Source organism: Vibrio sp. 10N.286.49.C3 (assembly GCF_041469545.1).
In the GTDB taxonomy this organism is placed as follows: Bacteria; Pseudomonadota; Gammaproteobacteria; order Enterobacterales; family Vibrionaceae; genus Vibrio; species Vibrio tasmaniensis_A.
On record NZ_JBFRKT010000009.1, the window covers coordinates 149579 to 175896 of the forward strand.

Sequence of the window (26318 nt, forward strand, 5' to 3'; positions counted from 1 at the left end):
AGTTATGAAAATAATAATAACGTGTATTTTGAGCTTCGTTTGTTTCTCTACACTGAGCTTTGCTGCTCTACAAACGGGTAAAACGGTAACGGTTCCTCATCACAAATCAACACATGTGGTGTTGTCAGGGAAAGCGAGCAAAGTGTCGCTTGGTGATCCTGATGTACTTGATATTGTGATGTTGAAATCGAGCGAGCTGTTTTTAATCGGAAAAAAATTAGGTGCTACTAACCTAATGGCGTGGGACTCCCGTGGCCAGCTGATTGAATCGATCAACATCGAAGTCACTCATGATCTTAATAGCTTAAAAGCGAAGTTATATGAGTTTCTTCCTGATGAAACTATAGAGGTGCACAGTGCCCAGAATCGCTTGCTGCTGAGTGGGCAGGTGAGTAATCAGCAACAAATGAATGTAGCGATGCGAATAGCAGAAACCTACTCTTCGGGTGAAACGGCTGATGAATCGAAGGAAAGTGGTAGCGAGCAAGCTGCAGCGACAGGTGTTATCAACTTGATGTCTATTGGTGGTGCTCAACAAGTTATGTTGGAAGTGACGGTTGCCGAGGTTCAAAGAAGCTTGGTGAGAAAATTTGATGCAAACTTTCACTTCTTCCAAACGAGCGGATCGAATATTTCTTGGGGGGCGTCGTCAGTTCCTGCTGGTGTTCTAGGGGCTACGCCAATCTTTGATATTCCAACCTCTACTGATTACGGCATTTTAGGCTCGTTTATTGATAGTAATACCCTGTTTACATTCGCCCTGGATGTAGCCAAACAGAATGGTGTGGCGAAAGTATTAGCTGAGCCTAACTTAACGGCATTAAGTGGCTCTAAAGCTGAGTTTTTAGCGGGTGGTGAATTCCCTATCCCTGTGCCAGATGAAGATGGCATTACGATTGAATATAAAGAGTATGGAGTTGGATTGAAATTTATCCCAACGGTTCTGAGTGATAAAAAGATCAATCTAAACTTGGCTGTTGATGTGAGTGAAATTGCCAATAGCAGCTCGTTAACGATTGACCCAGGAACAACCAATGCGACCTACTTTATCCCACCAATTACTCGTCGAAGCGCGTCATCGACGCTTGAGCTAGCCGACGGACAAACTATTGGTATTGCTGGGTTGCTCAGCGAGAATGTTAGGGATGTGAGTAACAAAATGCCGGGTATTGGTGATGTCCCCATCTTAGGGCAACTCTTTAATAGTCAAGAGTATGTATCTGGTGAAACAGAACTTGTCATTCTTGTCACCCCTCGACTTGCGAGTCCTATTGACCGAAGTAAAGTAACGTTACCAACAGACGCCTTTGTTGACCCGAATGATCTGGAATATTACTTATTAGGTCGAAGCGCTTATATCGCTGAACCGTCTGAATCGGATTCAGAGCAATCTCAAGCTTCACAGGGAATATCACCAACAGATGGTGGTAGCGAAGGCTCATTTGGACATGATTTATAAGGAGATAGATATGATTAGAATAATGATGGTCTTTCTCGTAATGGTGTTAGTTGGCTGTGCTAATGATGCTCGTTTAGGGCATTCGGTAGCACTCGTAAAAACAGAACAAACGTATAACCCTAATGCGACCCAAGAGAATTTACTCGTGGTACCGGATGGTACAGGGGAGCGGATGCAGACTGGTTACGATAGATATGTAGGCAGAGGTGAAAACGAACTGTCTGGAAGTAGTAGCCAGATCTTAGAAGAATTTAACTAAATCTGGAGGTACTCATATGTTGTATCGAGTATCAAAAAGTCCCAGAAAACAGCAAGGCTTAGTTGTCGTATTAGTTACCGCTGCTCTGCTTGTTTTCTTAGCTGTGTCAGCGTTGGCTGTAGATGTTAACCATATGCTGGTTAATAAAACACGCTTACAAAATGCTGTAGATTCAGCGGCGTTAGCTGCAGCAACCATACTGGACAATAGTAAAGACAAAGATGCGGTGGATGCTGAAATAGGCACTGCGTTAAATGCAATGGCAGCGTCAACAGGGAATCATGAGATTGATTTTACCACCGCTTCCATAAACATTGATTACTCTAACGATCCTCAGGATTTTACTGGAACAGCCACCTTCGGTGATGACGATGATGTATATGTACGCGTTCGAGTAGATTCGTTGGATATGGATGAGTTCTTTATTCAAATGTTTGGACTAGTAAAAGAGGTTTCAGCAAGTGCCGTCGCTGGGCCAAGCTCCGGGCAAGAGGTTGTCAATAACGTTGTGCCTATTGGGGTTTGCATTGGTGACGGAACTTCGGACAACGACGTCGATCCTGAAGATGGATATCATGACGTTACTGGCGATGCAATAACGAGCGTGTTTGGTTATGAAGTCGGGACTGTCCATGCATTGAAGGTGGGTGACAGTAGCTTATCTGAAATGGGTAACGGTAATTATCATTTATTAGACTTTGGGTCTGGTGGTAAGGCTATAAAAGAGGGGTTAGGTGGTAGTTATGACCAACCCGTTAAAATTGGTGAAGATATCACGACCAAACCTGGCGGCACGGTTGGCCCAACAGGCGATGGCTTGAATACTCGTTTTGGCGATTATGGTGGTGGCTTAACGGCATCTGATTACCCTTCTGACTACGTAACTACAGAGCCTAGCGATGAGATTACGATTGATGCAAGTACAGGGGATATCGATTTTGATGGTACTTATACCTATGCGCAATATGAAGCTGATACCAACGCATGTATAGCAAGTAATGGTTCAGGGTGCGCAGCAAATGGTGTCGCTTGGCGTCGTATTTTACCGATACCTATGGTGGATTGCACAGGTAAAAGTGGCGGTGCCACTGACTTTACTGTGAATAAAATTGGTTGTTTTTTCTTGTTGCAAAAAGCACCAACTAATAACTCAGGTACACCAGCCGTCTTTGGTGAGTTCATTCACTCCTGTAGTGTGGTTGGTGGTTCAGGTAGTACAGAATCAACAACGGAAGGAACTTATAAGATTGTTTTGTATAAGGATCCTGATAGTGGGGAGTCTTGATTATGAAACCTTTAATTAAATCTAATCGTGGCTTTGCTGCTATCGAGATGGTAATCGCGACTCCTGTATTGCTGTTCTTCCTTATATTAGTGCTTGAACTGGGCAATATGATGATTCACTACAATGTGATATCTAAATCCGTTCAAAATGGCGCCCGCTATGCGGTTAGTGAAGTCTATGGAACCCAAGGTGGAACGCTGGCTCCGTCGTCAGAAATACAGAATGTGGTGGTTTATGGTCAAAACACAGCTGGAACGGCGATATTGTCGAATTTAGTTGTTTCTGACGTGACAATTAGCCCACCGAATACAGATAGCTATGTACGTGTGAGTGTGACCTACAATTATATTCCTCACTTTGTGTCGATCCCGTTTTCTTCGGCGAGCTTTTCTATTCCGATTAGTGTCTCTTCGATAATGAGGGTGTTGTGATGAAACGGTACAAAGGGCGTATTAAAGGCATCGCTATTATCGAATTTACCATAGTGTCTTGGCTAGTCTTTCTCTTGGTCTTCCTTATTTTAGCGCTGGGTGCTTACATATTTTCGCTTCAAATGGTCAGTGAAGCGACCAGAAAGGCAGCAAGGTTAGCCACGGTTTGCTACGTTGCTGATAGGGACAACATCGCGGGAATGGTTGTTGCTGATCTCCCTCTTGTTGGTTTTACCGCGGCGAATTTGGAAGTTGCATATTTAGATGTGAGTGGGAATGAAATTACATCTGGTTATGATACGGATCCTGTCTTTAGTAGCATTAAATTTGTAAGGGCACGAGCGACAGGGTACGGAATTCAATTAATTGATAATTTGAGTTTTTTAGGTACGAGTGGTTACTTGGCTGCTCCCTCATTTGAAACCATCTTACCTGCAGAAAGTTTAGGTGTGGTAAGGGCGGACTCCGAAACTCGGAATCGGTGTCCATAAGTTATTTTATACAGGAGTAGCGGTATGGGGGAAGCGATCAAAATTACGCCTAATGAGAACGATATTACGCGTTTGAGAACAAACCTAAAAGTCTGGTTGATCTACAGTACTGAGGGTTTTCTCTCACACATGAGCCAAGAGCTGAAGAAATGTCGAAATGTGCATGTGACATCATTTTCTCTCGGAGCAATGAGTGAGGAGTACTTAAAAAGTGCCGATGTTCCAGAACTTATTTTTGTTGAAGCACATGGCAACTGGGCTCAAAAAATGGTTGAGCTACAGGGTTATGATCTATCGCTAGAAGAACAAGATTTATCTTTAGTTGTACTCGGTGATGAAAGTGACAATGGCTCATTAAAAATCGCGCTGCGTCTAGGGGCTTCTGATTTCTTATCTCACAACGTGACGCTTTCTGATTTGCTCCCACTGCTCAAGAAAACGGCGGCCGAAAAGCTTGAGAACTCAAGCTACGGTGAGTTTATTCTGTTTTTAAACACCAAGGGGGGAATGGGGGCGACCACCTTGGCGTTGAATACCGCTATTGAGATGGCCAGTCAGCACCCCGGTGAGGTTTTGTTACTTGATATCGACCTTCAATTTGGTGTGATTCCTGATTATTTAAATATTGTTCCTACTTATAGTGTTTCGGATGCGATCAATAGTTCGAATGACCTAGATGAAATATCGTTGGGAACTTTGGTAAATAAGCACGAATCTGGCTTACATGTTCTAAGCTTTAAGCATGAGAACAATGCTGATGACTTTGAACAGGCACAGAAAATAGGCCGATTGCTTCCTATATTACGCCGTTTTTACCCATATGTGATCATTGACCTCTCTAGAGGATTAGACCATGTGTTTGCATCCGCAATATCACCAGCAACAAAGGTGCTTCTTGTTTTGCAACAGAGCCTAGTGTCAGTCAAAAACACAAGTCGACTCATTAAGTCTCTGAAATTTGAGTATGGCTTACAAAGTGATTCTATTGAGGTCATTCTGAACCGTTATGAAAAGCGACACTCAATTAAATTAAAAGATATTGAACAGGCGGTAGGTAAGCATGACATACACCTTATGCCTAATGATTTCAAAGTTGCATTAGAGAGTGCCAACTTGGGGCAACCGCTAGTTCAGTCGAGAAAGAAAAGTTCTATTACTCGCTCTATTATCGATTTGTCACACATTCTTTCACCACCAGAGCAGGAAGAGAAAGGGTGGCTGAAAAAGCTGTTTTCATAATGGGTTGATAAAAAGTAAACGCGAGGGATTGTGATGTTCTTTAAACGAAAAAATGTAAATCCAGAGTTTGCAAAAAGAGTAGAACAGATTTCGCATGATTCAGAAGATGCCAATCCTGTTGAACGTTTATCAAGCGTTGAGGTGTCTAGCCACTCTCGCAGTGCAGAAGCTCATGTAGAAAAAGAAAAGGCGATTGATGAGGCTCGGAAAGTTCTCGAGCAAGAGCTATCAATTAAACACTTTTTCCATAAGCAGCTCCTTGAAACGTTAGACTTAGGGTTGCTTTCAAGCTTGGAAAAAGAGCGAGCTAAGCTAGACCTACATGAAGCCATCGTACAATTGATGGCTGACGATGGGAGCCATGCACTCAGTGCCGAAGGGCGTAAGCGGGTTATCAAGCAGATAGAAGATGAGGTTTTTGGCCTTGGGCCGCTTGAGCCTCTATTAGCCGATCAAACGGTCTCCGATATATTAGTCAACGGCCCTAAAAGTGTTTACGTTGAGCGAAGGGGTAAACTCGAAAAAACGCCATACACTTTTCTGGATGACCGTCACCTGAGAAACATTATTGATCGCATAGTAAGTCAGGTAGGGCGTCGGATAGATGAAGCATCACCTATGGTAGATGCGCGCTTAGTTGATGGGTCACGTGTTAACGCCATTATCCCTCCTTTGGCTCTTGATGGTCCTTCCGTTTCAATCCGTCGTTTTGCCGTTGATCGTTTGACGATGGATAACTTGATTAGCTACGACTCCGTCTCGCCTCAAATGGCTAAGTTTGTCGAAGCTGCCGTGAAAGGAGAACTTAATATCTTGATTTCAGGAGGGACGGGGTCAGGGAAGACAACCACACTGAATATCTTTTCTGGTTTCATCCCTCGAGACCAACGAATCATTACTATAGAAGACTCTGCAGAGTTACAACTTCAACAACCCCATGTTATTCGCCTAGAAACCCGCCCTGCTAACTTAGAAGGGAAAGGGGAGATTAGTCAGAGAGAGTTGGTAAAAAACACCTTACGTATGCGACCAGACCGAATTGTGGTTGGTGAGGTGCGTGGTAGCGAAGCCGTTGATATGTTGGCGGCAATGAATACTGGTCATGATGGGTCTCTTGCGACTATTCACGCCAATACCCCCCGAGATGCCTTAAGCCGTGTTGAAAACATGTTCTCTATGGCTGGTTGGAACATTTCAACCAAAAACTTAAGAGCCCAAATTGCTTCGGCGATCCACCTTGTTGTCCAAATGGAACGACAAGAAGATGGTAAGCGCCGTATGGTGAGTATTCAAGAGATCAACGGCATGGAGGGGGAGGTGATTACCATGTCGGAAATTTTCCGTTTTCAACGTAAAGGTATTGATGAAGATGGCAATATTATCGGCTATTTCACTGCGACGGGGATCGTACCTCAATATCATGACCAGTTAGTTAAACGTGGACTCGATCTGCCTTTCGAGCTCTTCACTGAGACTCATGGTTAAGGAGAGATTATGGATAATGTAAGTGTTTCACTCGGCCTATTATTCATCGCGGTGCTTTTTATCTCCCAAGCATTGTTACTGCCTGCTGCGGGGAAAAAAGCTAAGCATAAAGAGCTTTCTCGACGTTTGAAAGAGACCCAACGTAATATCGATGAAGAGAGCTTATCGCTACTCAAAGAGCATTATAATAAAGACTTATCCCCATTAGATCGCAAGCTCATCATTATCCCTTATTTTGCTGGCTTAAAACGGATGTTGGAGTTAGCCGGTATTAGAGTTTCGCTAAGTCGCTTTTTACTCATTGTTGCTCTATGCGGTGTGTCGCTCACTCTGATATCAATAATGACTCAACAAGAGTGGTTCATTAGCCTAACGGCATTCATTGCTGTCTGGGTTGTTGCTTACCTGTATGTGCAAAATCGAGTGAGTTATCGAATGGCTCGATTTGAAGAGCAGCTCCCTGAAGCGTTGGATATTATCCGACGGGCATTACAAGCTGGGCAGCCGCTAATTCAATCATTCAATGAGGTTGGTGAAGAACTCCCTGACCCTATCGGTGCCGAGTTTAAAAATACCTATAACCTACTTAACTATGGTTACGATTTACGTTTGGCTATCTTACAAATGGCTGAGCGTGTCCCCACCGTATCAATGTTAGCTTTTTCTAGTGCGGTAATGTTGCAGAAAGAAACAGGGGGTAACCTCTCCGAAAATCTTCAAAAAGTATCCGAAGTTCTCAGATCTCGCTTTAAGCTAGAAAGGAAAATAAAAACGCTTTCTGCTGAAAGTCGGCTATCAGCATGGATATTAACCTTATCCCCATTTGGTTTGTTTTTTGCTTTGAAAGTGGCGAATCCAGATTATATTGAGCCGCTTTATAATGACCCTCGCGGCGTTTCAATGGTCAGTGTTGGTATCGTACTTTTAGCGATTGGAGCCCTATGGATTAAGCGAATCATCAGCATAGAGATTTAACCTATGGAATTATTAAACATTGAAGTTTGGAAGCAAATGTTAGCGGACTTTGGAGTCAGCTCTCAGATGGTTATCTACGTAATGATTTTGCTTACCACCATTTTGTTAACATTGACTCTAGGGTTGTTTATTTTGGGAACCCGATCCCCTTTAGATAAAAAGCTCAAACAAATATCAGAAACGGGTTCACCCAATAATAGAAAGCCTTATGACTTCTCTAATACGTTGGAGTCGCTGAGTCCTTTTATTAGTAAAGGTAATAAAAAGGATAATGAAACCTACTCACAAAAGTTGATGCATGCAGGCTTTCATGAAAAAAATGCGTTATCGGTTTTTTATGCATTGAAAGTGTTATCGAGTTTGGTCGGTATCATCGCGGGCTTTATGGTTTATTACATCTCATTCGGTGGTAGCTACAATAATTTATTGATCATGACCTGCGTCTTTCTTGGGACTTTCACTCCCAATATTATCTTGAGCAAGTTGCAAAAAGAGCGACAGAAGAAAATTAGAAATGGTGTACCAGATGCTCTTGATCTTCTTGTAGTTTGTACGGAATCTGGTCTAGGCTTTAATGCAGCACTTGGACGAGTTGCTTCTGAGCTTTATGTTTCTCAGCCAGAGTTAGCCGATGAATTGGAGACTGTTTTTGCCAAGATACAAGCAGGTGTCACCATGCCAGATGCGCTAAGGCAGTTCATTGACCGGACGGGGCTAGTCGAATTAGAGGGGTTGGTTTCTTTGCTTTCTCATGCGTCTAGAATGGGGGGAAGCTTAGCGCAGACTCTTCGTGATTATACGGTAGATTTTCGAGATAAGCGTCAGCAAGCTGCTGAAGAAATCGCGGCCAAGATACCGACTAAAATGTTGTTCCCTATGTTGTTGTTTATTTGGCCTTGCTTTTTTATTGTCGCGTTAGGGCCTGGGATCATTATTGTTATTGATGCACTTGGTGCACCAGGAGTAAGTTTATGATACGAGTGAGTAGATATTTTCTAGCTTTATTAGTGTTCGTTATTCTTGGTTGTGCATCCTCGGATGAGCCGACAAACCAATTTGATGCAGAGTTGTATTCAGGTAAACCAATCGATACCTTAAGCAGTGATGACCCTCCACTGAGTGAGAAAGAAGCCATTATGCGTGGTGATGTAGCATTGAGGGATAACAATATCGATTTGGCCCTTTATGAATATATTCGCTCTCTATCCTTTCCTGAGAAAGAGTTTCACGATAAAACGCTTTTTACGATAGGCCAAATTCATTCATCTCGTGGTAACTATGCACTATCCGAGAAAGCTTATTTAGCAGCATTAGATTTTAACCCTGCACATACCGAAGTCCTAGAGCAATTAGGTGTTTTGTATACAAAGCAGCGTCGCAAAGAGGAAGGGCGGAGTTATTTCTTTAAAGCGATTAATGCAGATCAAGTTCGTTTAAAAAGTAGTGAAACAATTAAAAATTACCAAGCCTTAAGTCAAAGTGAAGTGGCTGGTTTGAAGGTTGATAGCATGTCTCCCGAATTAGCTTTCATGGGGATAGGTGTGCTGGAAGATGTCGATGGAAAACACCAGATAGCGCAAGAGTACTTTAAAAAATCACTGACAATAGACAAAAGTTCAGTTAAAGCTTTGTTGAATATGGGGTACTCCCACTACATGTATGGCAATTACAAGGAAGCGTATCAATACACTCGTTCGGCTTTAGAGATAGAGCCTAATAATGAAAAGGCTCAAAACAACCTTGCGCTTATTTACTTGGCTGCCGGGGATATCAAAAAGGCAACCAACGTTTTTATGAGACACATGGAAGCTCCTGAAGCTTTGAATAATGTCGGTTATTTTTTAATATTGCAGGGTAAGCCTGACGAAGCCATTCCCTATCTACAACAAGCTATCGATAAAAAAGCATCTTATTATAAAGTGGCGAATGACAACTTAAATAGAGCGTTATCTGAGGTAAGAGAGATGGAGCAGTAACGACTTAAATTATTATCTTTGGGTTAATGAAAAGGATATTCATCTTGCCTGAGAGTGAAAGTTTTAATAAAGATATCATCATTATTTCTGTTGTTTGGCTGCTGTGTGCGACTGCGATATTTTTCTATAAATGGGAGAGTATCTCAACACTGGTTTTAAATGATAATGACGATTACATGCGCTTTGTTCAATTTCAAGATTGGATGAATAGTGGGCGTTGGTATCTAAAACCAATGGATAATTTCAATGCCGCTGATGGTATTGTTATCCATTGGTCCCGATTCCCCGATCTGATACTTTCTGTTATTGCGTATCCTTTATTGTTTGTTGTGGATGAAAGTACCGCTTATTCACTGTCTATTTCTATTGTACCTTTGCTTTATCTACTCCTCTATTCACTGTCATGCTTCTATTTATGTAACCACTACTTCGGAGAGCGCTATCGGTTTTTGAGCATGATGTTTGCTCTGTTTTCCCCATCGGTTATGCATTTTATTCCTGGCTCCATAGATCATCATAATATTCAGCTTATTTTGGCTATCTTGTTCCTATCTCTAACACCTATAACTGTAAGTCAAATTAATCAATTATGGCGAGTGTATGCTCAATCTATTCTATTGGCATTGTCGTTATGGACTGGGTTAGACAATATCCTTTTGTTTGCGAGTTTTTTTATCGTCTACACTGTGTATTGTTTTTTTGTTAGCAAGAGTTGGTTTGTTTATGTATCAAGGCTATATCTGTTCTGCTGTGTTTCAGTTGTTATCTCCGTTTTATTAAACAGACCTTATAATGAGTTCTTTGATTTTAAGTACGATGAAGTGTCATTTGTTATTGTGGTTTTGTTTTTTGTTGGTTGGGTTTTTGTTAATAATTACAATTGGTTTAAATTTGATAGTTGGCCTTTTGGGTTGCGTTCGTTTGTGTTTTTTATATTGGGTGTTGGATATGTGACTCCAGTGGTTTTGTTATATCCAAATATTACCAGTGCTTTGTTTGTCGATTATCCACCTATACTTCAGACTTATTGGCTTGACCATGTTTCTGAAGCTAAATCTATTTTTCAGTATGTAAGTGAGAATGGATTATTATCTATTGATAATTATGTGTTACTGGTCATCCCTGCTTTATTGTATCCTTTTTTTAGAGTTAATAATCATCATTGTACAATCTTGTATATTATTTTCTTATTGAATTTATTCCTTGCCATATTCTGGCAGGTTAGGGTGATAAGATTATGTTTTATTTTATCAAGCCCTTTTCAGGCTTATGTAGTTATAAGATTGTCTGAGTTTGTAAAATATTCAATATTTAAAGTGTTGATTATATTATTAGGAGCTCCATTAGTAATGGCATTTCTAGTGATAGCGGTTGGTAATGATGACATCGAAAGAAATGCGGTTGAAAATGACAAGAAAACTCTATTTAGAGTATTGGAAGAAAAGGGCATCGAAGCAAAGGTTATTCTAACAGGAATTGAGACGGGAGCACCTGTGTTGGCACACACTAATAACCGCATAATTGCAGCTCCTTATCATAGGAATATCGTTGGTAATCAATTTCTTATAGAGGTTATGTTAGAGGGAGATATGAGTTTAGCCAAGGACGAAATCCAAGCTAAGAACATTGATTATATTGTTATAGGAAATGACGCCCACTTAATGGTTTTGAAAAAATCAGCAAGTGAAGAGGCTCTTATAAACAAATTATACAGCTCAAATGTTCCCAGCTGGTTGGAGACCATATATGACGATGTTCCTGATGGCTACCGAATCTTTAGGGTTAGGGAGAGTTTATGAATAGTATAAAAGTTGCAGTATTACTCCCATGTTTTAATGAAGCGGGTGCTATCGGAAAGACAGTTATGTCTTTTAAGCAGGCTTTACCTGATGCGTCTATTTATGTGTATGACAACAACTCAACCGACAACACGGTAAACGAGGCCTTGCAGGCTGGGGCTATTGTTCGACATGAGCCTCGCCAAGGTAAAGGGGAGGTTGTCAGGAGAATGTTCTCTGATATTGATGCTGATATCTATGTGATGGCTGATGGTGATGACACTTACGATGCGTCAATATGCCCTGCGCTGATCGAACAATTGGATAATGAAAAACTCGATATGATTATTGGAAGTCGAGAGCGAGCTTCAATGGCTTATCCCAAAGGGCATATCCTAGGAAATAAGCTGTTTTCATCGCTGATTAATTTAGCATTCAATGCTCAATTGAGTGATGTGTTTTCTGGTTATCGAATTATGAGCCATCGATTTGTCAAAACCGTACCCATTTTCAGTGATGGCTTCCAAATAGAAACAGAGCTTACCGTTCATGCGCTACATCATAATATGCCAATCAAAGAAGTTTCGACGCAATATCAATCAAGGCCTGAAGGCACAGCCAGTAAATTGAATACCTTTAGTGATGGGCTCAAAATTCTCAATTTCATTTTGTTCTTATTGAGAGATGTAAAGCCAATGTTTTTCTTTGGCGTGTTGTCTATGTTGCTTTGCTTCATTTCATTGGTTTTAGGAATCCCCGTTATCATCGACTTCATCGATACTGGGCTCGTCGAAAGGGTGCCTACTGCGATTTTGTCTAGCTCAATTGCGTTGATAGCGGTGATGTCTTTTTTCTGTGGGTTGATACTCGACAACGTATCACGAGGTAGGCGAGAGATGAGGATTCTTTCTATATTAAGAACGAGTGATAAAACGCTATCTGAATAGGAATCAAGCATGAGAACAAGCAAGGATGAAGACAAAGAGTGGATCGATTATTTGTCCCGTTTCAGTGACGAATATGATGAGCGAGTTTATAACGGCAATACAACGGGTTATGTGATGAGAGCTGGCCACATAGCATGTGAAAAGCCATTTGGTGAAAGTGAACACTTTTCGAGAGTGTTAGAAGTGGGCTCCGGTACAGGTGAACACTTGCTGCACGTCAAACACACCTTTGACGAGTATATCGTGAGTGATGGCGATGCTGCGGCTCTTGAGGTGGCAAAAGAGCAACTCAGTCGTATCAATTCTTATGACAAACTCACTTTTAACGTAACTAATGCTTGTGAGTTAGATTTTGAAAGCAATAGCTTCGAGCGCGTAATCGCAACTCATATATTGGAGCACCTATACGAGCCTCATTTGGTGATCAAAGAGTGGTTACGAGTGTTAAAGCCTGGAGGCACTCTGTCTATTTTGATTCCTACCGATCCTGGGGTCGCTTGGAAAATAGGCCGTTATATGACGACAAGAAAACACGCCTTACAGAAGGGGTGGCATTACGATTACATTATGGCGAGAGAGCATGTCAATCCATGTAATAACTTAATCGCTTTCTTAAGGTATTACCTTCCTGAGCACCAAAAATCATTTTGGCCGCTGAACTTTGTACCGCTTATTGATTGCAATTTGTTCTTTAACTTCCACGGGGTTAAACCACTATAGGAAGTAAAAGATGCTTTTAGTTTTTGAAAGAAGAGCGGGAAAACAAGAAGTAAGCGATCAAACCTCTCACTTCTTATTTGTCTGTCTATTAATTGATAGCTTAGATCGCCAAACCTGTAATTGCGCCAAACAACATAAACACACCCACTAACCCTACAATCGGGACCTTTACGGTTTTTAATAACCACACACCAACAATGATCAGAGCGAAGTCTATGCCGCTGCTCACTGCGCTTGTGAAGATGGGTTGATACAGGGCCGCAAGCAATAGACCAACAACTGCTGCATTCACACCGGTAAGCGCCCCAGCTACTAGAGGCTTACTCGCAATTGCCTGCCAGTTCTTCAATACACCCAGTAGCAGCAAGAAGCCCGGTAAGAACACCGCAATCGTTGCGAGCAGTGCCCCTGTGATCGGTGCTGATGGCATTAATACATAACCTAGGTAAGTGGCTAACGTAAACATCGGGCCCGGTACGGCTTGCGCAGCGGCATAGCCTGTTAGGAAGGCATCTTGAGACAGTTGGTCACCAATACCATTCTGTAACAACGGAAGAACCACGTGACCGCCACCGAATACCAAGCTGCCTGCTTGGTAGAACAAGCCAAATACTTCAATGCCTTGAGAGTAAGCACTGAATAGAGGCAGACCAACCAGTAAAGCAACGAAAATCACGAGCGGTGTTAACGATATCTTGTGCGTCGAAGGTACTGTTTTTAATTCGTGTGAGGTTAAGAACTTACTGCCAACCATAGCAGCAAATAGGAGCACTAAGACTTGAGGCCAGATCCCAGGAATCAAAAGTAGAACAATCGCGGTGATCACACACAGTGCTGTTGCTATCTTTGATTGGCAAAAGTTTTTGTACATGCCGAAAGTGGCGTCAGCTACAACCACGACCGCGAGTAGCTTAAGTCCGTGGATGATTGAAATGAAAAGCGGTGCTTCCAACAACTGGTTGCTCACTAAGGCCAATATCAACATTAGGATGACAGAAGGGGAGGTGAAACCGACAAATGCGGCAATCGCACCGGTTAAGCCACCTTTTTTGTAACCAACCGCGAAGCCAACCTGACTTGAGCCTGGACCAGGCAGAAATTGACTGAGGGCGACAATTTGCCCGTACTCTTCGTCGGATAACCAATTCAGTTTCTCAACAAAGGCTTTACGGAAGTAGCCAATGTGTGCCGCTGGTCCACCGAAGCTAATCCAGCCAAGCCAGAAAAAGGTTTTAAAAATTGAAAGCATGATCGATTCCAGATAAATGTTTAGCGTAATTTAGGTGGAGTTGAACTATGATTCAAATTAATTATTTTAATTATAACTATGAATAATATGGGATTGATTTGTGGCTGATTTTAACTGGAAAGGAATTGACCTTAACTTATTGATTGCACTGCAAGCTCTGTATAAAACCAACAGTGTGAGTAAGGCGGCAGAACGTTGTTATGTCAGCCAATCTGCGATGAGTCATAGCTTACAAAGACTGAGAAAGCTGTTTGATGACCCTCTGTTTGAGCGTGTCGGTAGCAAGATGGAGGCGACCGATCGAGCCATTGAACTGTCCAGTACGGTAGAAGCTCTGCTCAATACCATCCAGTCAGAGGTGTTACTGTCTAAATCGTTTGATGCCGCGACTTATAAAGGGACTTGGAAGATTGGTCTTTCCGATTATGCTGAGCAGATGTTCGCGCCAGCATTGTTTGACCTCATCAAGCAATCCTCTCCTAATTCGCAAGTCGTGCTGTTCAATGTAAACCGGAGTAACTATCAGCAAGTATTTGAAGACGCCAAGCTTGATATGGCGATAGGCAGTTTTGGTGAGGTCTCAAAGCAATATCGAACCACGCATTTGTACACAGAGCAACATGTCTGTTTATTCGACAAGTCGGTTGTATCTATTGAGGGGCCGATATCGTTAGAACAGTTTGTTGCTGTCGAGCATGCTCTTGTTTCTCCTGCTGGGTCTTTAAAGACTGGCGTCGATAAACGTTTGGCTGAATTAGGCTTCAGCCGAAAAGTGGCTATATCTTCAAGCAACTTTTTAACAGTAAAACGTTTGATAAGGGGTAGGGAGTTATTGTGTATCGTCCCCAAACTGGTGGCACGCAATGATACTCAAGACCAAGATACCGTGGTAGCAGTGGAGCCACCTATCGATGTGCCTGATTTTGATATACAGCTCATCTATCGCAAGACTAAGCATTTAGATGATAAAAATAAGCTACTTAGAAAGCTTTTTACACAAGCCGTTTCATCTGTGGTTGCTGCATAGTTGCAGCAGTTGTTCGGTCATCAATTTTATGTGAATTATTTTTAGAAAAATCCGGCTTATTATAAGAACCCGACTATACTTAATTTACGACTAAAAGTAGTCGTAAAGAATAGGCTTTTTGATTTACCTAAGTAAAAAAATTGATTATATCCTAATGATATAGCTGAAAAAACTACCGGGCTAAACGGACTTAGTTGGTCTTAAAAGCGCTAGCTCCCCCTAGCGCTTTTTCTTTTGTTCGAAGTTAGCTCTAACCCCTTAGGTGTTTACAGGTTTGAGTTGTTTAATCTCGATTTAGAACAGTTAACGGTCGAGTTCACTGACTAAGTGCAACGAGCTATGTAGACCGACAAATTATGAGTATCAACTAGCTACGAACGGTCAGTATCAAGCCATCAATCACACTGTGGTGGTGAGCAGAAACCCCAGCAAGGTTGCCGTATTTCGGCTGGTGGCGATCATTTTCTAATGGATGGTGCCAACCTTGTGTATGTTCCACAAAGTGCGCCGCAAAGCTTTCAGATACCTCTAAACATCCTGCCATGACAGTATCAACATAGGTTTGAACGATAGGGCTGCTTTCACAAGGCGCTTCGATTTCGTCTTTGATGTATACCCAGATCGATTGATCTGCTTTGAAGTCGGTTTGGCTCTCTATCTGATCGTTTCTTAACTCAATTCGGTGATAACCACGCTCACGACGATCAAATTCAGCCAACGCAACATCATCGACCTCAAGCAAAACACCATTCACTTGTCCCTCACCAAGATTGACGATCAACGGTGACAAAACATAACTGTCGTCGATTTTACTCCAGTGACGCACTAGGCCGTGCACTATCGCAGGAATCGCTTGTCCTGTTTGACCTGTGAGTTGACGAGAAGAGGAGTTGATCAAGCTACCATAACCAAAAATATACATCGTGTTCCCTGTCTGTTCTTTTGTATTTGAGACTAGTCTTACTATATGTTTGGCTTCATTAAATGTCAGTAGTTTTTTATTTCATACATCTTCGAGTCTAAATGACTTGTTGTGGTGTGTTTAATTGACACTTTTTTGACCTCTAAATACACCTTGTTGCTTGTTTTTATTGGTTTTATATCTTTGGCGCGTTTCATGCATTGTGTTAGGCAATATTGCGGTGATGATTACTGCACCTTGAATTTGGCTATTGGTAGCAATTCAATATAAGCCACACTTGGCTTGTAATCTGAAATGAGGAATGAGTTTGTTAAATATCACAGATAAAAGCGTAGAAGATGCGATTCCAGCTTATCTTCGTTTAGGTTTTAGACCTTTCTTCTTTCTTGGCAGTCTCTATGCCGTGATTGCTATCGTCGCTTGGGTTGTCATGTTCCAAAATGGTCAGCCTGAAGTGTTAAAAGTACCCGCGCTTTGGTGGCACGTACATGAAATGCTGTTTGGTTTTTCTATGGCGATTGTGGTTGGTTTTGTTCTGACTGCGGTGCAAACGTGGACGGGAGTCAACGGAACTAAACATTATCGATTAGCAGCGCTCGTTGGTTTGTGGCTCGCACCTCGTATTCTATTTTGGACACCGGCGCCATTGTGGTTAATCTCATCGGTTGAAGCGTTGTTCTTGATCTTTGCCGCTTACGAGATTGGTTTCCGTGTCGTGAAATCGAAAGGCTGGAAGAACCTGTTTTTTGTGCCGCTGTTTATATTGGCTATCGTCGCTAACTTTGCTAGTTACGCGACGATTAAAGGCATGCCTCCATTCCCATCGTCTGCAGTATGGCACGCAATGTTATGGTGGTTTACCTTGCTATTATCCGTGATGGGTGGACGAGTTATCCCGTTCTTCACGGCCCGTCGTTTTGACTTTGAAAAAGCGCAACCACTGGTTTGGTTGGAATGGCTAGCGAACCTGCCTTTGGTTGGATTGTTTGTGCTGAGCTTCTTCCCGTTGACCTTTGCTCAAGTGGGCAATGAGTTGATGGTGTTTGCAGGTGTGACTCAGTTGGTGCGCTTTGTTCGTTGGAAGCCTTGGACAACGTTGTCTGAGCCTTTGGTGTGGTCACTGCATGCGGCTTATCTGTGTATTCCTTTGAGCTTGTTGCTAAGAGGCTTGTTAGATAATCCATTTGCAAGCCATAACATGCTGCACCTGTTTGCGATTGGCGGTTTGAGTGGGCTCATTCTTGCGATGATCACACGTGTCACCATGGGACACACTGGCCGTGCTATCTATAAAGGGCCAAGTATGGCGCTGGCGTTCTCGGCTATCTTTATCGCGGCATTAGTTCGTAGCTTAGGTGTCACTTTCTTCCCTGCTTACTTATTTGAGACGGTCAACATCAGCGCGGGTTTATGGACGTTGGCGTTTGGTCTGTTTATCTGGAAGTTTGGCATGATGCTGTTAACACCAAGAGTGGATGGTCATCCGGGGTAAGCGTATTGATTTTCTAACACATTTTTAAAGGGAAGCACTGAGCTTCCCTTTTTGATCGCAGCTAGTTATCGCTTTAATTTGTCTCTGTTTGAGCACAGTTCATTTCATTGTTGTCGATAAAATTGCACAGAAGTTGATGGTGAATCGGAGAGTTACGAACCCATTGAAATCCGGCACACACGATTTACAGCACTGGAGTGTGATCCGCTGCAAATATTTGCAGCAATATTCATTGATTTGTGCTCTAATACCGCGCTTACCAAGGGATGGTGTTAAAAGATGCTCACTTAGATGGAGTTATCAAAGTTGACCGATCCCTTAATGATCTCCCTTAGGAAAAAATAGAACATGTCTAAGAACAAAAAATTTGATATCCGCCTTACAGAAAAACGCAACGGTTGGTGTGCAGAGATTACTCGTCAAGTAACGTCTCGCAGCACAACAGTATCTAAGCGTGAGTCTGGTTTTGAAACTGAAGCTCTAGCACAAGAGTGGGCAGAGAAAGAGCTAGCATCTTTCATCGCAAACCAAGCTGAACGTAACGAGCGTAAATCAGAGCAGCGTAAAGAGCGTGACGAACTACGTCATACTAAAGAGCTTAAAGCTGAGCAAGCACGTGAAGCACGCGCAAAAGCTCGTGAAGAAGAGCAAGAAGACGCTGAGTAATTTAGCGCTTAATTAATTTACAGGTTCCTTAATTTTAAGATAAGGGACAAGTAAAAAAAGCCCCAATATAACCTTTTTCTTTCTAGTCAAAAGTGTATTGGGGCTTTTTAGTTTGTGGAGTTTATTTTCGAAAATGTAGCCACTTCTTGTTAGTGACTACATGTCATTGATTAGTTGTTAAGCGCCGTTAGCCAATCATCTTCCGCTACTTCTTCAATATAGCTCTCAACTGATTGTCCCACTTCATCGTCATCTTGTTTGAAGTAAGCAATGTGGAATACTGCGTCACCTTCGTTTACTAACGGTAGAGTTTGTTGGCCAATTACGATACCGCCTTTGGTTGTGATCACTTGGCCTTCTTGGTGACCTAATGGAGAGCTTATGTAAGCAAGGGTTTGTCCTGCTTCAACTTGTTCGCCAAGTCTCACCATGTTACGCAAAATACCGTCTGACTCAGCGCGGATCCAGCTGGTGGATTTGCTCAACACTGGCTCTGGCAACTTTTTACGGTTTGGGCGCAGCATGCCGATTTCTTTCATCACTTGATGTACGCCAAGGTAACCCGCACGAATCGCTAGGTGATCAAAACGCAACGCTTCACCACCTTCGTAAGTTAATACAGGGATACCCAATTTTTCCGCTTCGCTACGAAGTGATCCGTCACGCAGTGGTGAGTCAATGATCACTGGTGTTGCGAACGCTTTTGCGATGCGCAATGTTTCTGGGTTCGACAGGTTTGCACGGATCTGGGGCAAGTTAGTACGGTGAATCGCACCTGTGTGTAGATCCAAAATAAAATCACAGTGCTTCGCCACATTCTCAAAGAAAGTGTAAGCGATGCGTGATGTTAGCGATCCTTTCTCACTGCCAGGGAAGCAACGGTTTAGGTCACGACGGTCTGGTAGGTAACGAGATTTATGGATAAAGCCAAACACGTTAACGATAGGCACAACAATCAAGGTACCTTTCAGTTTCTTTGGATCAATCGCATTGGTCAGTTGTCGTGCAATCTCAACACCGTTTAGCTCATCGCCGTGGATAGCCGCATTTACCATCAGTGTTGGGCCTGCTTGGCGACCGTGAATAATTTCAATCGGGATCGAAAGTGGAGAGTGCGTGTAAAGCTGAGCCGCTTGCAGTTCAATCTCCATTCGCTGTCCTGGCTGAACAGTATAACCAAGTAATTCGAATGGTTGATTAGGTTTTAGTCTTGCCATTTAGGTTGTTCTCAACATGGTGATAATTCGTTAACACGGAATGTACCAATCGTTGATTTTTAGTACGAATCAATCGGTTTACGGTGACGACAAAATTTTTCTATGGAGTTATCTATAAATAAGTTTCCAGTTTTAATTTGACTCATTATAGGGTGTTTCAAATTGTGGTTTTTCTGACAGTACACTGATATTTGTCATTTGGTTGGTTGCTATTATCCACCGCCATTTTTTGGCGGCCAAATTCAAATATCGAGATGAAAATGAAAAAAACAATTTCAAAAGTTGTAGCACTAACGGTGGTATCTGTTGCTTTATCTGGCTGTGTTGGTAGCAATGCAGTAACGGGTTACCTAATGAAGTTCAACCTTAAAGCCGTTGATAACCGTTACGCTCGTGGTGGTTTGAACATATTGCTTGCACCGGCTTACGGTCTAACAGTTGCAGCTGATTACTTGGTATTCAACTCACTAGAGTTCTGGACGGGCAGCAACCCACTAACAGGTGCACCGCATATATTTGATACTAAGATTGATACTTACCTTGATATCAACAATCAGCTTGATAAGTCACTGACTGAAGCACCAGTGGGTCCGATTACGAGTGCTGATATGATTGAGAAAGGTCAAATGCAGCAGATCGACGAAAACACGATCCAAATGGACATCACTTACCAGTCTGGTGAGCGTGCGACATTGATCGGAGTTCGTGATGGTGAGATGGTGACATATTTCATCGACGGCGAAGTAGTAGCACAAACTTCAATTGATGAGTTAGAAAGCTACGCGGCTTCACGCGCTTAATTGTTTATTTAGTCACAAGTACATAGCTACAAAGATTGGATACAAAAACAGGTACTCATTGAGTACCTGTTTTATTTTGTGTCTATAAACGGTGTTTACTGAAAAGTGCTATTTAGTGAAGAGCCCTATTTATTGGAAACACCATTTATTGAACATACATAGTTTATCGAATTATGCTTTTTCTGGGATAGCTGCAAGCAGTGCAACCATTTGATTCCAGAATAGCTCAACCGTATCGATCTTCACTTTCTCATCAGGAGAGTGAGGGAACTTGATGGTTGGGCCGAAAGAAACCATATCCATGTTCGGGTAAGGTTCTTTGAATAGACCACACTCAAGACCAGCGTGGATAACCATGATGTTTGGTTTGTGACCGTAGATACCTTCGTACATGTCGCGGAAGATGTGCATGATTTCTGAATCTGCATCTGGCTTCCAACCTGGGTAAGCACCAGAGAATGCGATGTTAGCGCCTGCTAGTTCAGCAACAGAGTGAAGCATGCTTTCTACTTGGCTACGACCTGAATCGATAAGAGAACGGATCAGGCAAAGCACTGTGATTGAGTTCTCTTCTGTTGTGATAACACCTACGTTTAGAGACGTTTCAACAACACCTTCAATCTCGTCACTCATACGAATCACGCCGTTTGGACATGCGTTAAGTGCCGCGATAAAGCGAGCTTGGTCTGCTGACGCAAGTGCGCCCATTTCTACAGAAGCTTCTTCGTTGAAAGTCACGATGCTGTCTTCTACTTTACCTAGCTCTGTTGAAAGCAGCTCTGTGTAGTAGTTGTATAGCGAAGCCAGTTTCTCTTGGTTTTCAGCAGGAACAGCAACCGTTACGAAACCTTCACGAGGAATAGCGTTACGAAGGCTACCACCTTTGAATTCGACGATGCGAAGGTCTAGCTCTTTTGCGTGACCCGCTAGGAAACGAGCAAGCAGTTTGTTTGCGTTTGCACGACCTGTGTGGATGTCGCAACCAGAGTGACCGCCTTTTAGGCCTTTTAGCGTTAGCTTACGTGTTACGAAGTCAGCTGGAATCGCGTTACGTGCAATTTCAAATGTCATTGCGCCGTCGATACCGCCAGCACAACCCATGTACACTTCGCCTTCTTGCTCTGAATCGGTGTTAAGAAGGATATCGCCTTCTAACCAACCCGCTTCAAGACCGAAAGCACCAGTCATGCCTGCTTCTTCATCTACGGTAAGTAGAACTTCGATAGGGCCGTGTTGGATTTCGTTCGAAGCCAGAACCGCTAGGCAAGAAGCCATGCCCATGCCGTTATCAGCGCCAAGCGTTGTGCCTTTCGCTGTAACCCACTCACCATCAATGTATGGTTGGATTGGATCTTTAGCGAAGTCATGAACTGTGTCTTCGTTCTTTTGTGGAACCATATCGATGTGAGCTTGCAGCACGACACCTTTTTTGTTTTCCATACCCGCCGTTGCAGGCTTTTTGATGAATACGTTACCCGTTGGGTCACGACGTACATCTAGGCCTTGCTCTGTTGCCCAAGCAATAATGTATTGAGCAAGTTCTTCTTCATGTTTCGAAGGGTGCGGGATTGAACAAATTTTATCGAAAAACTGCCAAATAGGGGCAGGGGACAATTTACTGATCTCAGAATGGAATTCAGACACGGATGACTCCTTTTTTATTTGATAACCATATATTTAGGTTTTGTAATGGCAAAAAACTAGAACAAAAATCTAAAATATGGGTCTGTTTTGATGGCAACAGCATACCACTTGAGCGTTTTGACGAGTAGCGGTTCTAAACCTCAAATAGCTCAAATTTTGAAAGCGATCTTGTCTATCTGATCATAAATAAGCGCGTTGATGCTTATAAATGGTACAGGCAAACGTTTGTTTAACTCTATTTTGTAATTTAATTACAAAATAGAGTTTGTAAAATAACCGTAAATAGCCAAAAGTGTGACGTATAGCAAAAAATACTTGTAATCTTTTTTCTTTAGGGTATATTAATAACCAACTTCTGAAGTGAAGAGTAAATGCTCAAAGGATGAGTCCGTTTTATCGCCTCCAAGGAACCGAGAAATCAAATTCGTTTTTTATTGATTTATTAAGGTGATAGTTATGAAAGGTTTACCATCTGCAATGTTCTGGATTAACAGCTCTGTTTACACTAGCAACTTTGCATACCCTACAAGCTTTGGTTACTAATACCACAAGCATGTAACTCGAACAGTTTTGTTCACCCCTATATATTGGAATTATTTTACAGCCCTTTTGGTTGACAGATTCTACCGCCACTCAGTTTTGAGTGGCGTTTTTTTTGCCTGCTACTTTTCCAAACCGCTTTCGCTTATCACTTTTCCTGCTGTTCTGCGTGGTTGTTTTTTAAACGCCGAAATATCAATTTGCGCCTTATTACTGATCCTGTTGAAAAATACATAACTATTGTGGGTTTGAATTCGGAATTTATTAGCTAGATTCTCAATGAAAATAACTGATGGTTTAAAAAATGGCCAAGTACTTTCATCGTATTTATCTTACTTATCTTATTGTTTTTAATCGTTATTTTATCTTTCAGTCTTCATTTTTAATCGCTCTTTTTCATACGGCATTCTGATAAAGATCGATTAGAGCCTTAATTCTATCTGGAATTTGTTATTTGATAACTTTATAATCCACAGCCAATCGATTACGCAACCGTTTACTTTTTACCCTTATAGGATTCGATAATGTTCGAAAAGCTATTCAAACTCAGTGAAAATGGCACCAATGTGCGCACTGAAATCATCGCAGGTCTAACAACCTTCCTAACAATGGCTTACATCATTTTTGTAAACCCAATGATTCTAGCTGATGCTGGTATGGACCATGGCGCTGTATTTGTAGCAACCTGTTTAGCAGCTGCTATTGGCTGTTTCATCATGGGCTTTGTTGCTAACTACCCAATTGCTCAAGCTCCAGGCATGGGTTTGAATGCATTCTTTACCTACGCTGTTGTAATGGGGATGGGTTATACGTGGCAAGTTGCTCTGGCAGCGGTTTTCGTATCGGGCGTGATCTTCATCTTCTTAAGCATCTTTAAGATCCGTGAATGGATTATCAACTCGATCCCAATGTCTCTGCGTGTTGGTATCTCTGCAGGTATCGGTCTTTTCCTAGCGTTTATTGCTCTTAGCAATGCTGGCATCGTTGTTTCTAACCCTGCAACGAAAGTTTCACTGGGTGACATTACCGCGATAGCTCCTATCCTAGGTGCGCTTGGTTTCTTCCTTACGATTGCTCTTGTTCACCGTGGCGTGAAAGGCGCAGTAATGATTGCGATTCTAGCTATCACAGCTGTTGGTATTGTTATTGGTGACGTTCAATACGGCGGCATCATGTCTACACCACCAAGTCTTGCACCAACATTCATGCAGCTTGATTTCTCTGCTGTATTTGAAATCGGTATGATTTCAGTAGTATTCGCTTTCTTGTTCGTCGATTTATTCGATACAGCGGGCACTCTGGTTGGTGTTGCAACGAAAGCAAACCTAATCAAGGAAGACGGCAAATTGCCGCGCTTAAACAAAGCACTGCTTGCTGACTCTACAGCAACATCTATTGGTGCATTGTTAGGTACATCAAATACAACCTCTTACGTTGAGAGTGTTGCGGGTGTAGCAGAGGGCGGTCGTACTGGTCTAACAGCGGTTGTTGTTGGTATCTTGTTCCTACTGGCTCTTTTCTTCTCACCGCTTGCCGGTATGATTCCAGCCTACGCAACATCAGGTGCATTGTTCTATGTAGCAATTTTGATGATGTCTGGCCTAGTTGGTATTGATTGGCGTGATCTTACGGAAGCAGCCCCAGTCGTGGTAACATGTCTGCTTATGCCGTTGACATACTCTATCGCTGAGGGTATCTCATTAGGCTTCATCGCTTACGCTGCAATTAAGCTGCTAAGTGGTAAAGGTCGCGATGTTTCACCTGCAGTGTGGGTAATGTCGGCTATCTTTATTCTTAAATATACTTTCGCTTAATCGTCTAGATTTCTGCTTAATCGCTGAAGAGGCTATGTTTGAAATAGCCTCTAATAACATGACAAAATTATTAGGTTTTATACTATGAGCAACAAATTCGTTATCACTTGGGACAACATGCAGACTTACTGCCGTCAACTTGCTGAAAAGCAAATGCCAGCAGAGCAGTGGAAAGGCATCTGGGCAGTGAGCCGTGGTGGTTTGGTTCCTGGTGCAATCTTGGCTCGTGAGCTAGGTATTCGTCACGTAGATACGATTTGTATTTCTAGCTACGACCACGATCACCAACGTGATATGACAGTCGTTAAAGCACCTGAAGGTGACGGCGAAGGCTTCCTAATCGTTGAAGATCTTGTTGATAGTGGTGACACTGCACGCAAGCTTCGCGAAATGTACCCGAAAGCGAAACTGATCGCTGTGTGTGCAAAGCCATCTGGTGCTGACTTGTTAGACGAGTACATCGTTGATATCGCTCAAGACACATGGATTGAGCAACCTTGGGATACTAGCCTAAGCTACGTTGAGCCGGTAAATCGCAAGTCAAAATAAGCGTAAACTTAGTTTTTTGAGAAATGACCCTTTATAGGGTCATTTTTTTTTATATGATTAGTAACAACCATTTCTTATTAAGTATCCCAATGTCTGAATCAGAAGAAACGAGCTCAAACCTTTCGGAAACCTTGTTTGTAAAGCACAAGCAGGCTAAAGAGACCTCAATGCTGACACAATACATGCCAAGCTCTGAAGCGCTATTGGATGAGAAGCGTGAACAGCAAAACTCATCATGGTACCGAAACCTAAGACGTCTTCAGTGGGTATGGCAAGGCGTTAACCCCATTGAGCAAGAAGCGGTATTGGCTCGCATCGCGTCATCAGATAACTCTCGTACAACCGATGAGTGGCTTGATACGGTCATGGGTTATCGAAGTGGTAACTGGGCATACGAATGGACCAAACTGGGTATGCAGCATCAAAATCGCTCGAACGAGAAGAAGGGTGAAGAAATGGCTGAAGAGCTGTTTTCAGCATCGTTGTGCTTCAGCATTGCTGGCTACCCACATCTCAAGAACGACAATTTGGCGGCTCAGGCTCAAGTGTTGGCCAACGCAGCTTATTCTGAAGCAATTAAGCATACGAAGTTGATCGTCAAACAGATTGATATTCCATACCAAAACAAGAAGATCAAAGCGAACTTGCATCTAACCAAAACAGACAAACCACAACCGGTTGTGATTGTCAGCGCGGGTCTAGATAGCTTGCAAACCGATATGTGGCGCTTGTTTAGGGATTATTTAGCACCAAAGAATATTGCCATGCTAACGGTAGACATGCCATCGATAGGGCACAGTGCACATTGGCCGTTAACAGAAGACTCATCTTGTCTTCACCAAGCTGTCTTGAATGAACTGCCTAATATCCCGTGGGTCGATCACCACAAGGTTGGCTTGTTTGGCTTCCGCTTTGGTGGCAATGCGATGGTGAGATTATCTTTCCTTGAGCAGCATAAGCTTAAAGCGTGTATCTCTTTAGGCGCGCCAATTCACGATATCTTTGTTCATGCCGACAAATTGAAACAGATGCCTAAAATGCATTTAGATGTGTTGGCTTCGCGTCTTGGTAAAGGGGCCGTTGATATCAATAGTCTTTCTGGGCAATTGATGGCGTGGTCACTCAAGGTGCAAGGTTTGCTGTCAAACAGTAAAACCAGTGTGCCTATCTTGGCATTAGCGTTAGAGGGCGACCCAGTATCACCTCCAATGGATAACCAACTGGTTGCTATTTACAGTGATTACGGTAAAGCGAAGAAAATCAAAGCTAAATCAATTACACAAGGTTATGAGCAATCCCTCGAATTGGCGATAAAGTGGCTTGAGGATGAATTATTTAGATGACATTTCCCCT

At 42.5% G+C, this 26318-nt stretch carries 24 protein-coding genes; 20 read left to right on the plus strand and 4 right to left on the minus strand.

The window, feature by feature from the left end; genetic code table 11:
- Positions 1–4 precede the first annotated feature (4 nt).
- Genes AB4180_RS05205 through AB4180_RS05265 form a run of 13 tightly spaced genes read left to right on the plus strand, consistent with a single transcriptional unit; the run spans position 5 to position 13045 of the window.
- The gene (locus tag AB4180_RS05205; protein WP_012604674.1) at positions 5–1459 is read left to right on the plus strand and encodes a type II and III secretion system protein family protein; all 1455 of its coding nucleotides are present in this window, start codon (positions 5–7) and stop codon (positions 1457–1459) included.
- Positions 1449–1718 carry a hypothetical protein gene (locus tag AB4180_RS05210; RefSeq protein ID WP_029223092.1) on the plus strand — a complete coding sequence of 90 codons (270 nt, stop codon included), beginning with the start codon at positions 1449–1451 and terminating at the stop codon, positions 1716–1718. Before AB4180_RS05205 ends, AB4180_RS05210 begins: the two co-directional genes overlap by 11 nt.
- A gap of 16 nt (positions 1719–1734) precedes the next feature.
- On the plus strand, positions 1735–3003 hold the full coding sequence (locus AB4180_RS05215) for a TadE/TadG family type IV pilus assembly protein (RefSeq protein WP_102249119.1): 1269 nt from the start codon (positions 1735–1737) through the stop codon (positions 3001–3003).
- A gap of 2 nt (positions 3004–3005) precedes the next feature.
- The gene (locus AB4180_RS05220; protein ID WP_102249118.1) at positions 3006–3434 is read left to right on the plus strand and encodes a TadE/TadG family type IV pilus assembly protein; all 429 of its coding nucleotides are present in this window, start codon (positions 3006–3008) and stop codon (positions 3432–3434) included.
- Positions 3434–3925, plus strand: a complete 492-nt coding sequence (locus AB4180_RS05225; RefSeq protein ID WP_029223094.1) for a TadE/TadG family type IV pilus assembly protein — start codon at positions 3434–3436, stop codon at positions 3923–3925. The genes AB4180_RS05220 and AB4180_RS05225 overlap by 1 nt, the downstream gene beginning before the upstream one ends.
- A gap of 24 nt (positions 3926–3949) precedes the next feature.
- Positions 3950–5164 carry an AAA family ATPase gene (locus tag AB4180_RS05230; protein WP_012604669.1) on the plus strand — a complete coding sequence of 405 codons (1215 nt, stop codon included), beginning with the start codon at positions 3950–3952 and terminating at the stop codon, positions 5162–5164.
- 33 nt (positions 5165–5197) lie between these two features.
- Positions 5198–6649 (plus strand): CpaF family protein, encoded by a 1452-nt coding sequence (locus AB4180_RS05235; RefSeq protein ID WP_102249117.1) that lies wholly within the window; start codon positions 5198–5200, stop codon positions 6647–6649.
- Positions 6650–6658: 9 nt separating this feature from the next.
- Positions 6659–7624 (plus strand): type II secretion system F family protein, encoded by a 966-nt coding sequence (locus AB4180_RS05240; protein WP_102249116.1) that lies wholly within the window; start codon positions 6659–6661, stop codon positions 7622–7624.
- A gap of 3 nt (positions 7625–7627) precedes the next feature.
- A complete protein-coding gene (locus AB4180_RS05245) occupies positions 7628–8599 on the plus strand; it encodes a type II secretion system F family protein (protein ID WP_012604666.1) in 972 nt (323 codons plus the stop codon).
- A complete protein-coding gene (locus AB4180_RS05250) occupies positions 8596–9600 on the plus strand; it encodes a lipopolysaccharide assembly protein LapB (RefSeq protein ID WP_102249115.1) in 1005 nt (334 codons plus the stop codon). The genes AB4180_RS05245 and AB4180_RS05250 overlap by 4 nt, the downstream gene beginning before the upstream one ends.
- Positions 9601–9626: 26 nt before the next feature.
- Positions 9627–11399 (plus strand): hypothetical protein, encoded by a 1773-nt coding sequence (locus tag AB4180_RS05255; protein ID WP_102249114.1) that lies wholly within the window; start codon positions 9627–9629, stop codon positions 11397–11399.
- On the plus strand, positions 11396–12325 hold the full coding sequence (locus tag AB4180_RS05260) for a glycosyltransferase family 2 protein (RefSeq protein WP_017096776.1): 930 nt from the start codon (positions 11396–11398) through the stop codon (positions 12323–12325). The genes AB4180_RS05255 and AB4180_RS05260 overlap by 4 nt, the downstream gene beginning before the upstream one ends.
- Before the next feature lie 9 nt (positions 12326–12334).
- Positions 12335–13045 carry a class I SAM-dependent methyltransferase gene (locus AB4180_RS05265; protein ID WP_102249113.1) on the plus strand — a complete coding sequence of 237 codons (711 nt, stop codon included), beginning with the start codon at positions 12335–12337 and terminating at the stop codon, positions 13043–13045.
- Positions 13046–13145: 100 nt separating this feature from the next.
- Here the strand turns inward: AB4180_RS05265 and chrA are convergent, their stop codons facing one another.
- Positions 13146–14294: a chromate efflux transporter gene (chrA, locus tag AB4180_RS05270; protein WP_102249112.1), complete on the minus strand. Its 1149-nt coding sequence runs from the start codon at positions 14292–14294 to the stop codon at positions 13146–13148.
- 100 nt (positions 14295–14394) lie between these two features.
- Here chrA and AB4180_RS05275 point away from each other — a divergent pair, with 100 nt between their 5' ends.
- Positions 14395–15321: a LysR family transcriptional regulator gene (locus AB4180_RS05275; RefSeq protein WP_102249111.1), complete on the plus strand. Its 927-nt coding sequence runs from the start codon at positions 14395–14397 to the stop codon at positions 15319–15321.
- A gap of 367 nt (positions 15322–15688) precedes the next feature.
- On the opposite strand, the gene AB4180_RS05280 is transcribed toward AB4180_RS05275, so the two are convergent.
- The gene (locus AB4180_RS05280; protein ID WP_102249110.1) at positions 15689–16243 is read right to left on the minus strand and encodes a gamma-glutamylcyclotransferase family protein; all 555 of its coding nucleotides are present in this window, start codon (positions 16241–16243) and stop codon (positions 15689–15691) included.
- Between the two features lie 307 nt (positions 16244–16550).
- Between AB4180_RS05280 and AB4180_RS05285 the strand changes: the two genes are divergently transcribed.
- Together AB4180_RS05285 and AB4180_RS05290 are read left to right on the plus strand one after the other, a co-directional pair.
- Entirely contained in the window at positions 16551–17735 is a 1185-nt protein-coding gene (locus tag AB4180_RS05285) for an NnrS family protein (RefSeq protein WP_102249168.1), read from the plus strand.
- A 348-nt stretch (positions 17736–18083) separates the two neighbouring features.
- The gene (locus AB4180_RS05290) at positions 18084–18401 is read left to right on the plus strand and encodes a DUF3622 domain-containing protein (RefSeq protein WP_009847480.1); all 318 of its coding nucleotides are present in this window, start codon (positions 18084–18086) and stop codon (positions 18399–18401) included.
- A gap of 170 nt (positions 18402–18571) precedes the next feature.
- Here AB4180_RS05290 and AB4180_RS05295 read toward each other — a convergent pair whose 3' ends face one another.
- Positions 18572–19618, minus strand: a complete 1047-nt coding sequence (locus AB4180_RS05295; protein WP_012604657.1) for a succinylglutamate desuccinylase/aspartoacylase family protein — start codon at positions 19616–19618, stop codon at positions 18572–18574.
- A gap of 260 nt (positions 19619–19878) precedes the next feature.
- Here AB4180_RS05295 and AB4180_RS05300 point away from each other — a divergent pair, with 260 nt between their 5' ends.
- Positions 19879–20418, plus strand: coding sequence for a DUF3332 domain-containing protein (locus AB4180_RS05300; RefSeq protein ID WP_102249109.1), 540 nt, complete (start codon positions 19879–19881; stop codon positions 20416–20418).
- Between the two features lie 171 nt (positions 20419–20589).
- On the opposite strand, the gene AB4180_RS05305 is transcribed toward AB4180_RS05300, so the two are convergent.
- Positions 20590–22062, minus strand: coding sequence for an aminoacyl-histidine dipeptidase (locus AB4180_RS05305; RefSeq protein WP_012604655.1), 1473 nt, complete (start codon positions 22060–22062; stop codon positions 20590–20592).
- Between the two features lie 1064 nt (positions 22063–23126).
- Between AB4180_RS05305 and AB4180_RS05310 the strand changes: the two genes are divergently transcribed.
- The 3 genes from AB4180_RS05310 (at position 23127) to frsA (ending at position 26308) form a co-directional block, all read left to right on the plus strand.
- Complete coding sequence (locus AB4180_RS05310; protein ID WP_009847476.1) at positions 23127–24416, plus strand: NCS2 family permease; 1290 nt, start codon at positions 23127–23129, stop codon at positions 24414–24416.
- 84 nt (positions 24417–24500) lie between these two features.
- Positions 24501–24965, plus strand: coding sequence for an oxytetracycline resistance phosphoribosyltransferase domain-containing protein Tet(34) (tet(34), locus tag AB4180_RS05315; RefSeq protein ID WP_009847475.1), 465 nt, complete (start codon positions 24501–24503; stop codon positions 24963–24965).
- Between the two features lie 89 nt (positions 24966–25054).
- Positions 25055–26308: an esterase FrsA gene (gene frsA / locus AB4180_RS05320; protein ID WP_009847474.1), complete on the plus strand. Its 1254-nt coding sequence runs from the start codon at positions 25055–25057 to the stop codon at positions 26306–26308.
- Positions 26309–26318: the final 10 nt, after the last annotated feature.

Coding starts and splice junctions, on each gene's coding strand:
- AB4180_RS05280 (WP_102249110.1), bottom strand. CDS start 16,243: ATGTATATTTTTGGTTATGGTAGCTTGATCAACTCCTCTTCTCGTCAA.
- frsA (WP_009847474.1), top strand. CDS start 25,055: ATGTCTGAATCAGAAGAAACGAGCTCAAACCTTTCGGAAACCTTGTTT.
- AB4180_RS05235 (WP_102249117.1), top strand. CDS start 5,198: ATGTTCTTTAAACGAAAAAATGTAAATCCAGAGTTTGCAAAAAGAGTA.
- AB4180_RS05230 (WP_012604669.1), top strand. CDS start 3,950: ATGGGGGAAGCGATCAAAATTACGCCTAATGAGAACGATATTACGCGT.
- chrA (WP_102249112.1), bottom strand. CDS start 14,294: ATGCTTTCAATTTTTAAAACCTTTTTCTGGCTTGGCTGGATTAGCTTC.
- AB4180_RS05210 (WP_029223092.1), top strand. CDS start 1,449: ATGATTTATAAGGAGATAGATATGATTAGAATAATGATGGTCTTTCTC.
- AB4180_RS05205 (WP_012604674.1), top strand. CDS start 5: ATGAAAATAATAATAACGTGTATTTTGAGCTTCGTTTGTTTCTCTACA.
- AB4180_RS05300 (WP_102249109.1), top strand. CDS start 19,879: ATGAAAAAAACAATTTCAAAAGTTGTAGCACTAACGGTGGTATCTGTT.
- AB4180_RS05245 (WP_012604666.1), top strand. CDS start 7,628: ATGGAATTATTAAACATTGAAGTTTGGAAGCAAATGTTAGCGGACTTT.
- AB4180_RS05225 (WP_029223094.1), top strand. CDS start 3,434: ATGAAACGGTACAAAGGGCGTATTAAAGGCATCGCTATTATCGAATTT.
- AB4180_RS05260 (WP_017096776.1), top strand. CDS start 11,396: ATGAATAGTATAAAAGTTGCAGTATTACTCCCATGTTTTAATGAAGCG.
- AB4180_RS05310 (WP_009847476.1), top strand. CDS start 23,127: ATGTTCGAAAAGCTATTCAAACTCAGTGAAAATGGCACCAATGTGCGC.
- AB4180_RS05295 (WP_012604657.1), bottom strand. CDS start 19,618: ATGGCAAGACTAAAACCTAATCAACCATTCGAATTACTTGGTTATACT.
- AB4180_RS05255 (WP_102249114.1), top strand. CDS start 9,627: ATGAAAAGGATATTCATCTTGCCTGAGAGTGAAAGTTTTAATAAAGAT.
- AB4180_RS05240 (WP_102249116.1), top strand. CDS start 6,659: ATGGATAATGTAAGTGTTTCACTCGGCCTATTATTCATCGCGGTGCTT.
- AB4180_RS05220 (WP_102249118.1), top strand. CDS start 3,006: ATGAAACCTTTAATTAAATCTAATCGTGGCTTTGCTGCTATCGAGATG.
- AB4180_RS05250 (WP_102249115.1), top strand. CDS start 8,596: ATGATACGAGTGAGTAGATATTTTCTAGCTTTATTAGTGTTCGTTATT.
- AB4180_RS05215 (WP_102249119.1), top strand. CDS start 1,735: ATGTTGTATCGAGTATCAAAAAGTCCCAGAAAACAGCAAGGCTTAGTT.
- AB4180_RS05290 (WP_009847480.1), top strand. CDS start 18,084: ATGTCTAAGAACAAAAAATTTGATATCCGCCTTACAGAAAAACGCAAC.
- AB4180_RS05265 (WP_102249113.1), top strand. CDS start 12,335: ATGAGAACAAGCAAGGATGAAGACAAAGAGTGGATCGATTATTTGTCC.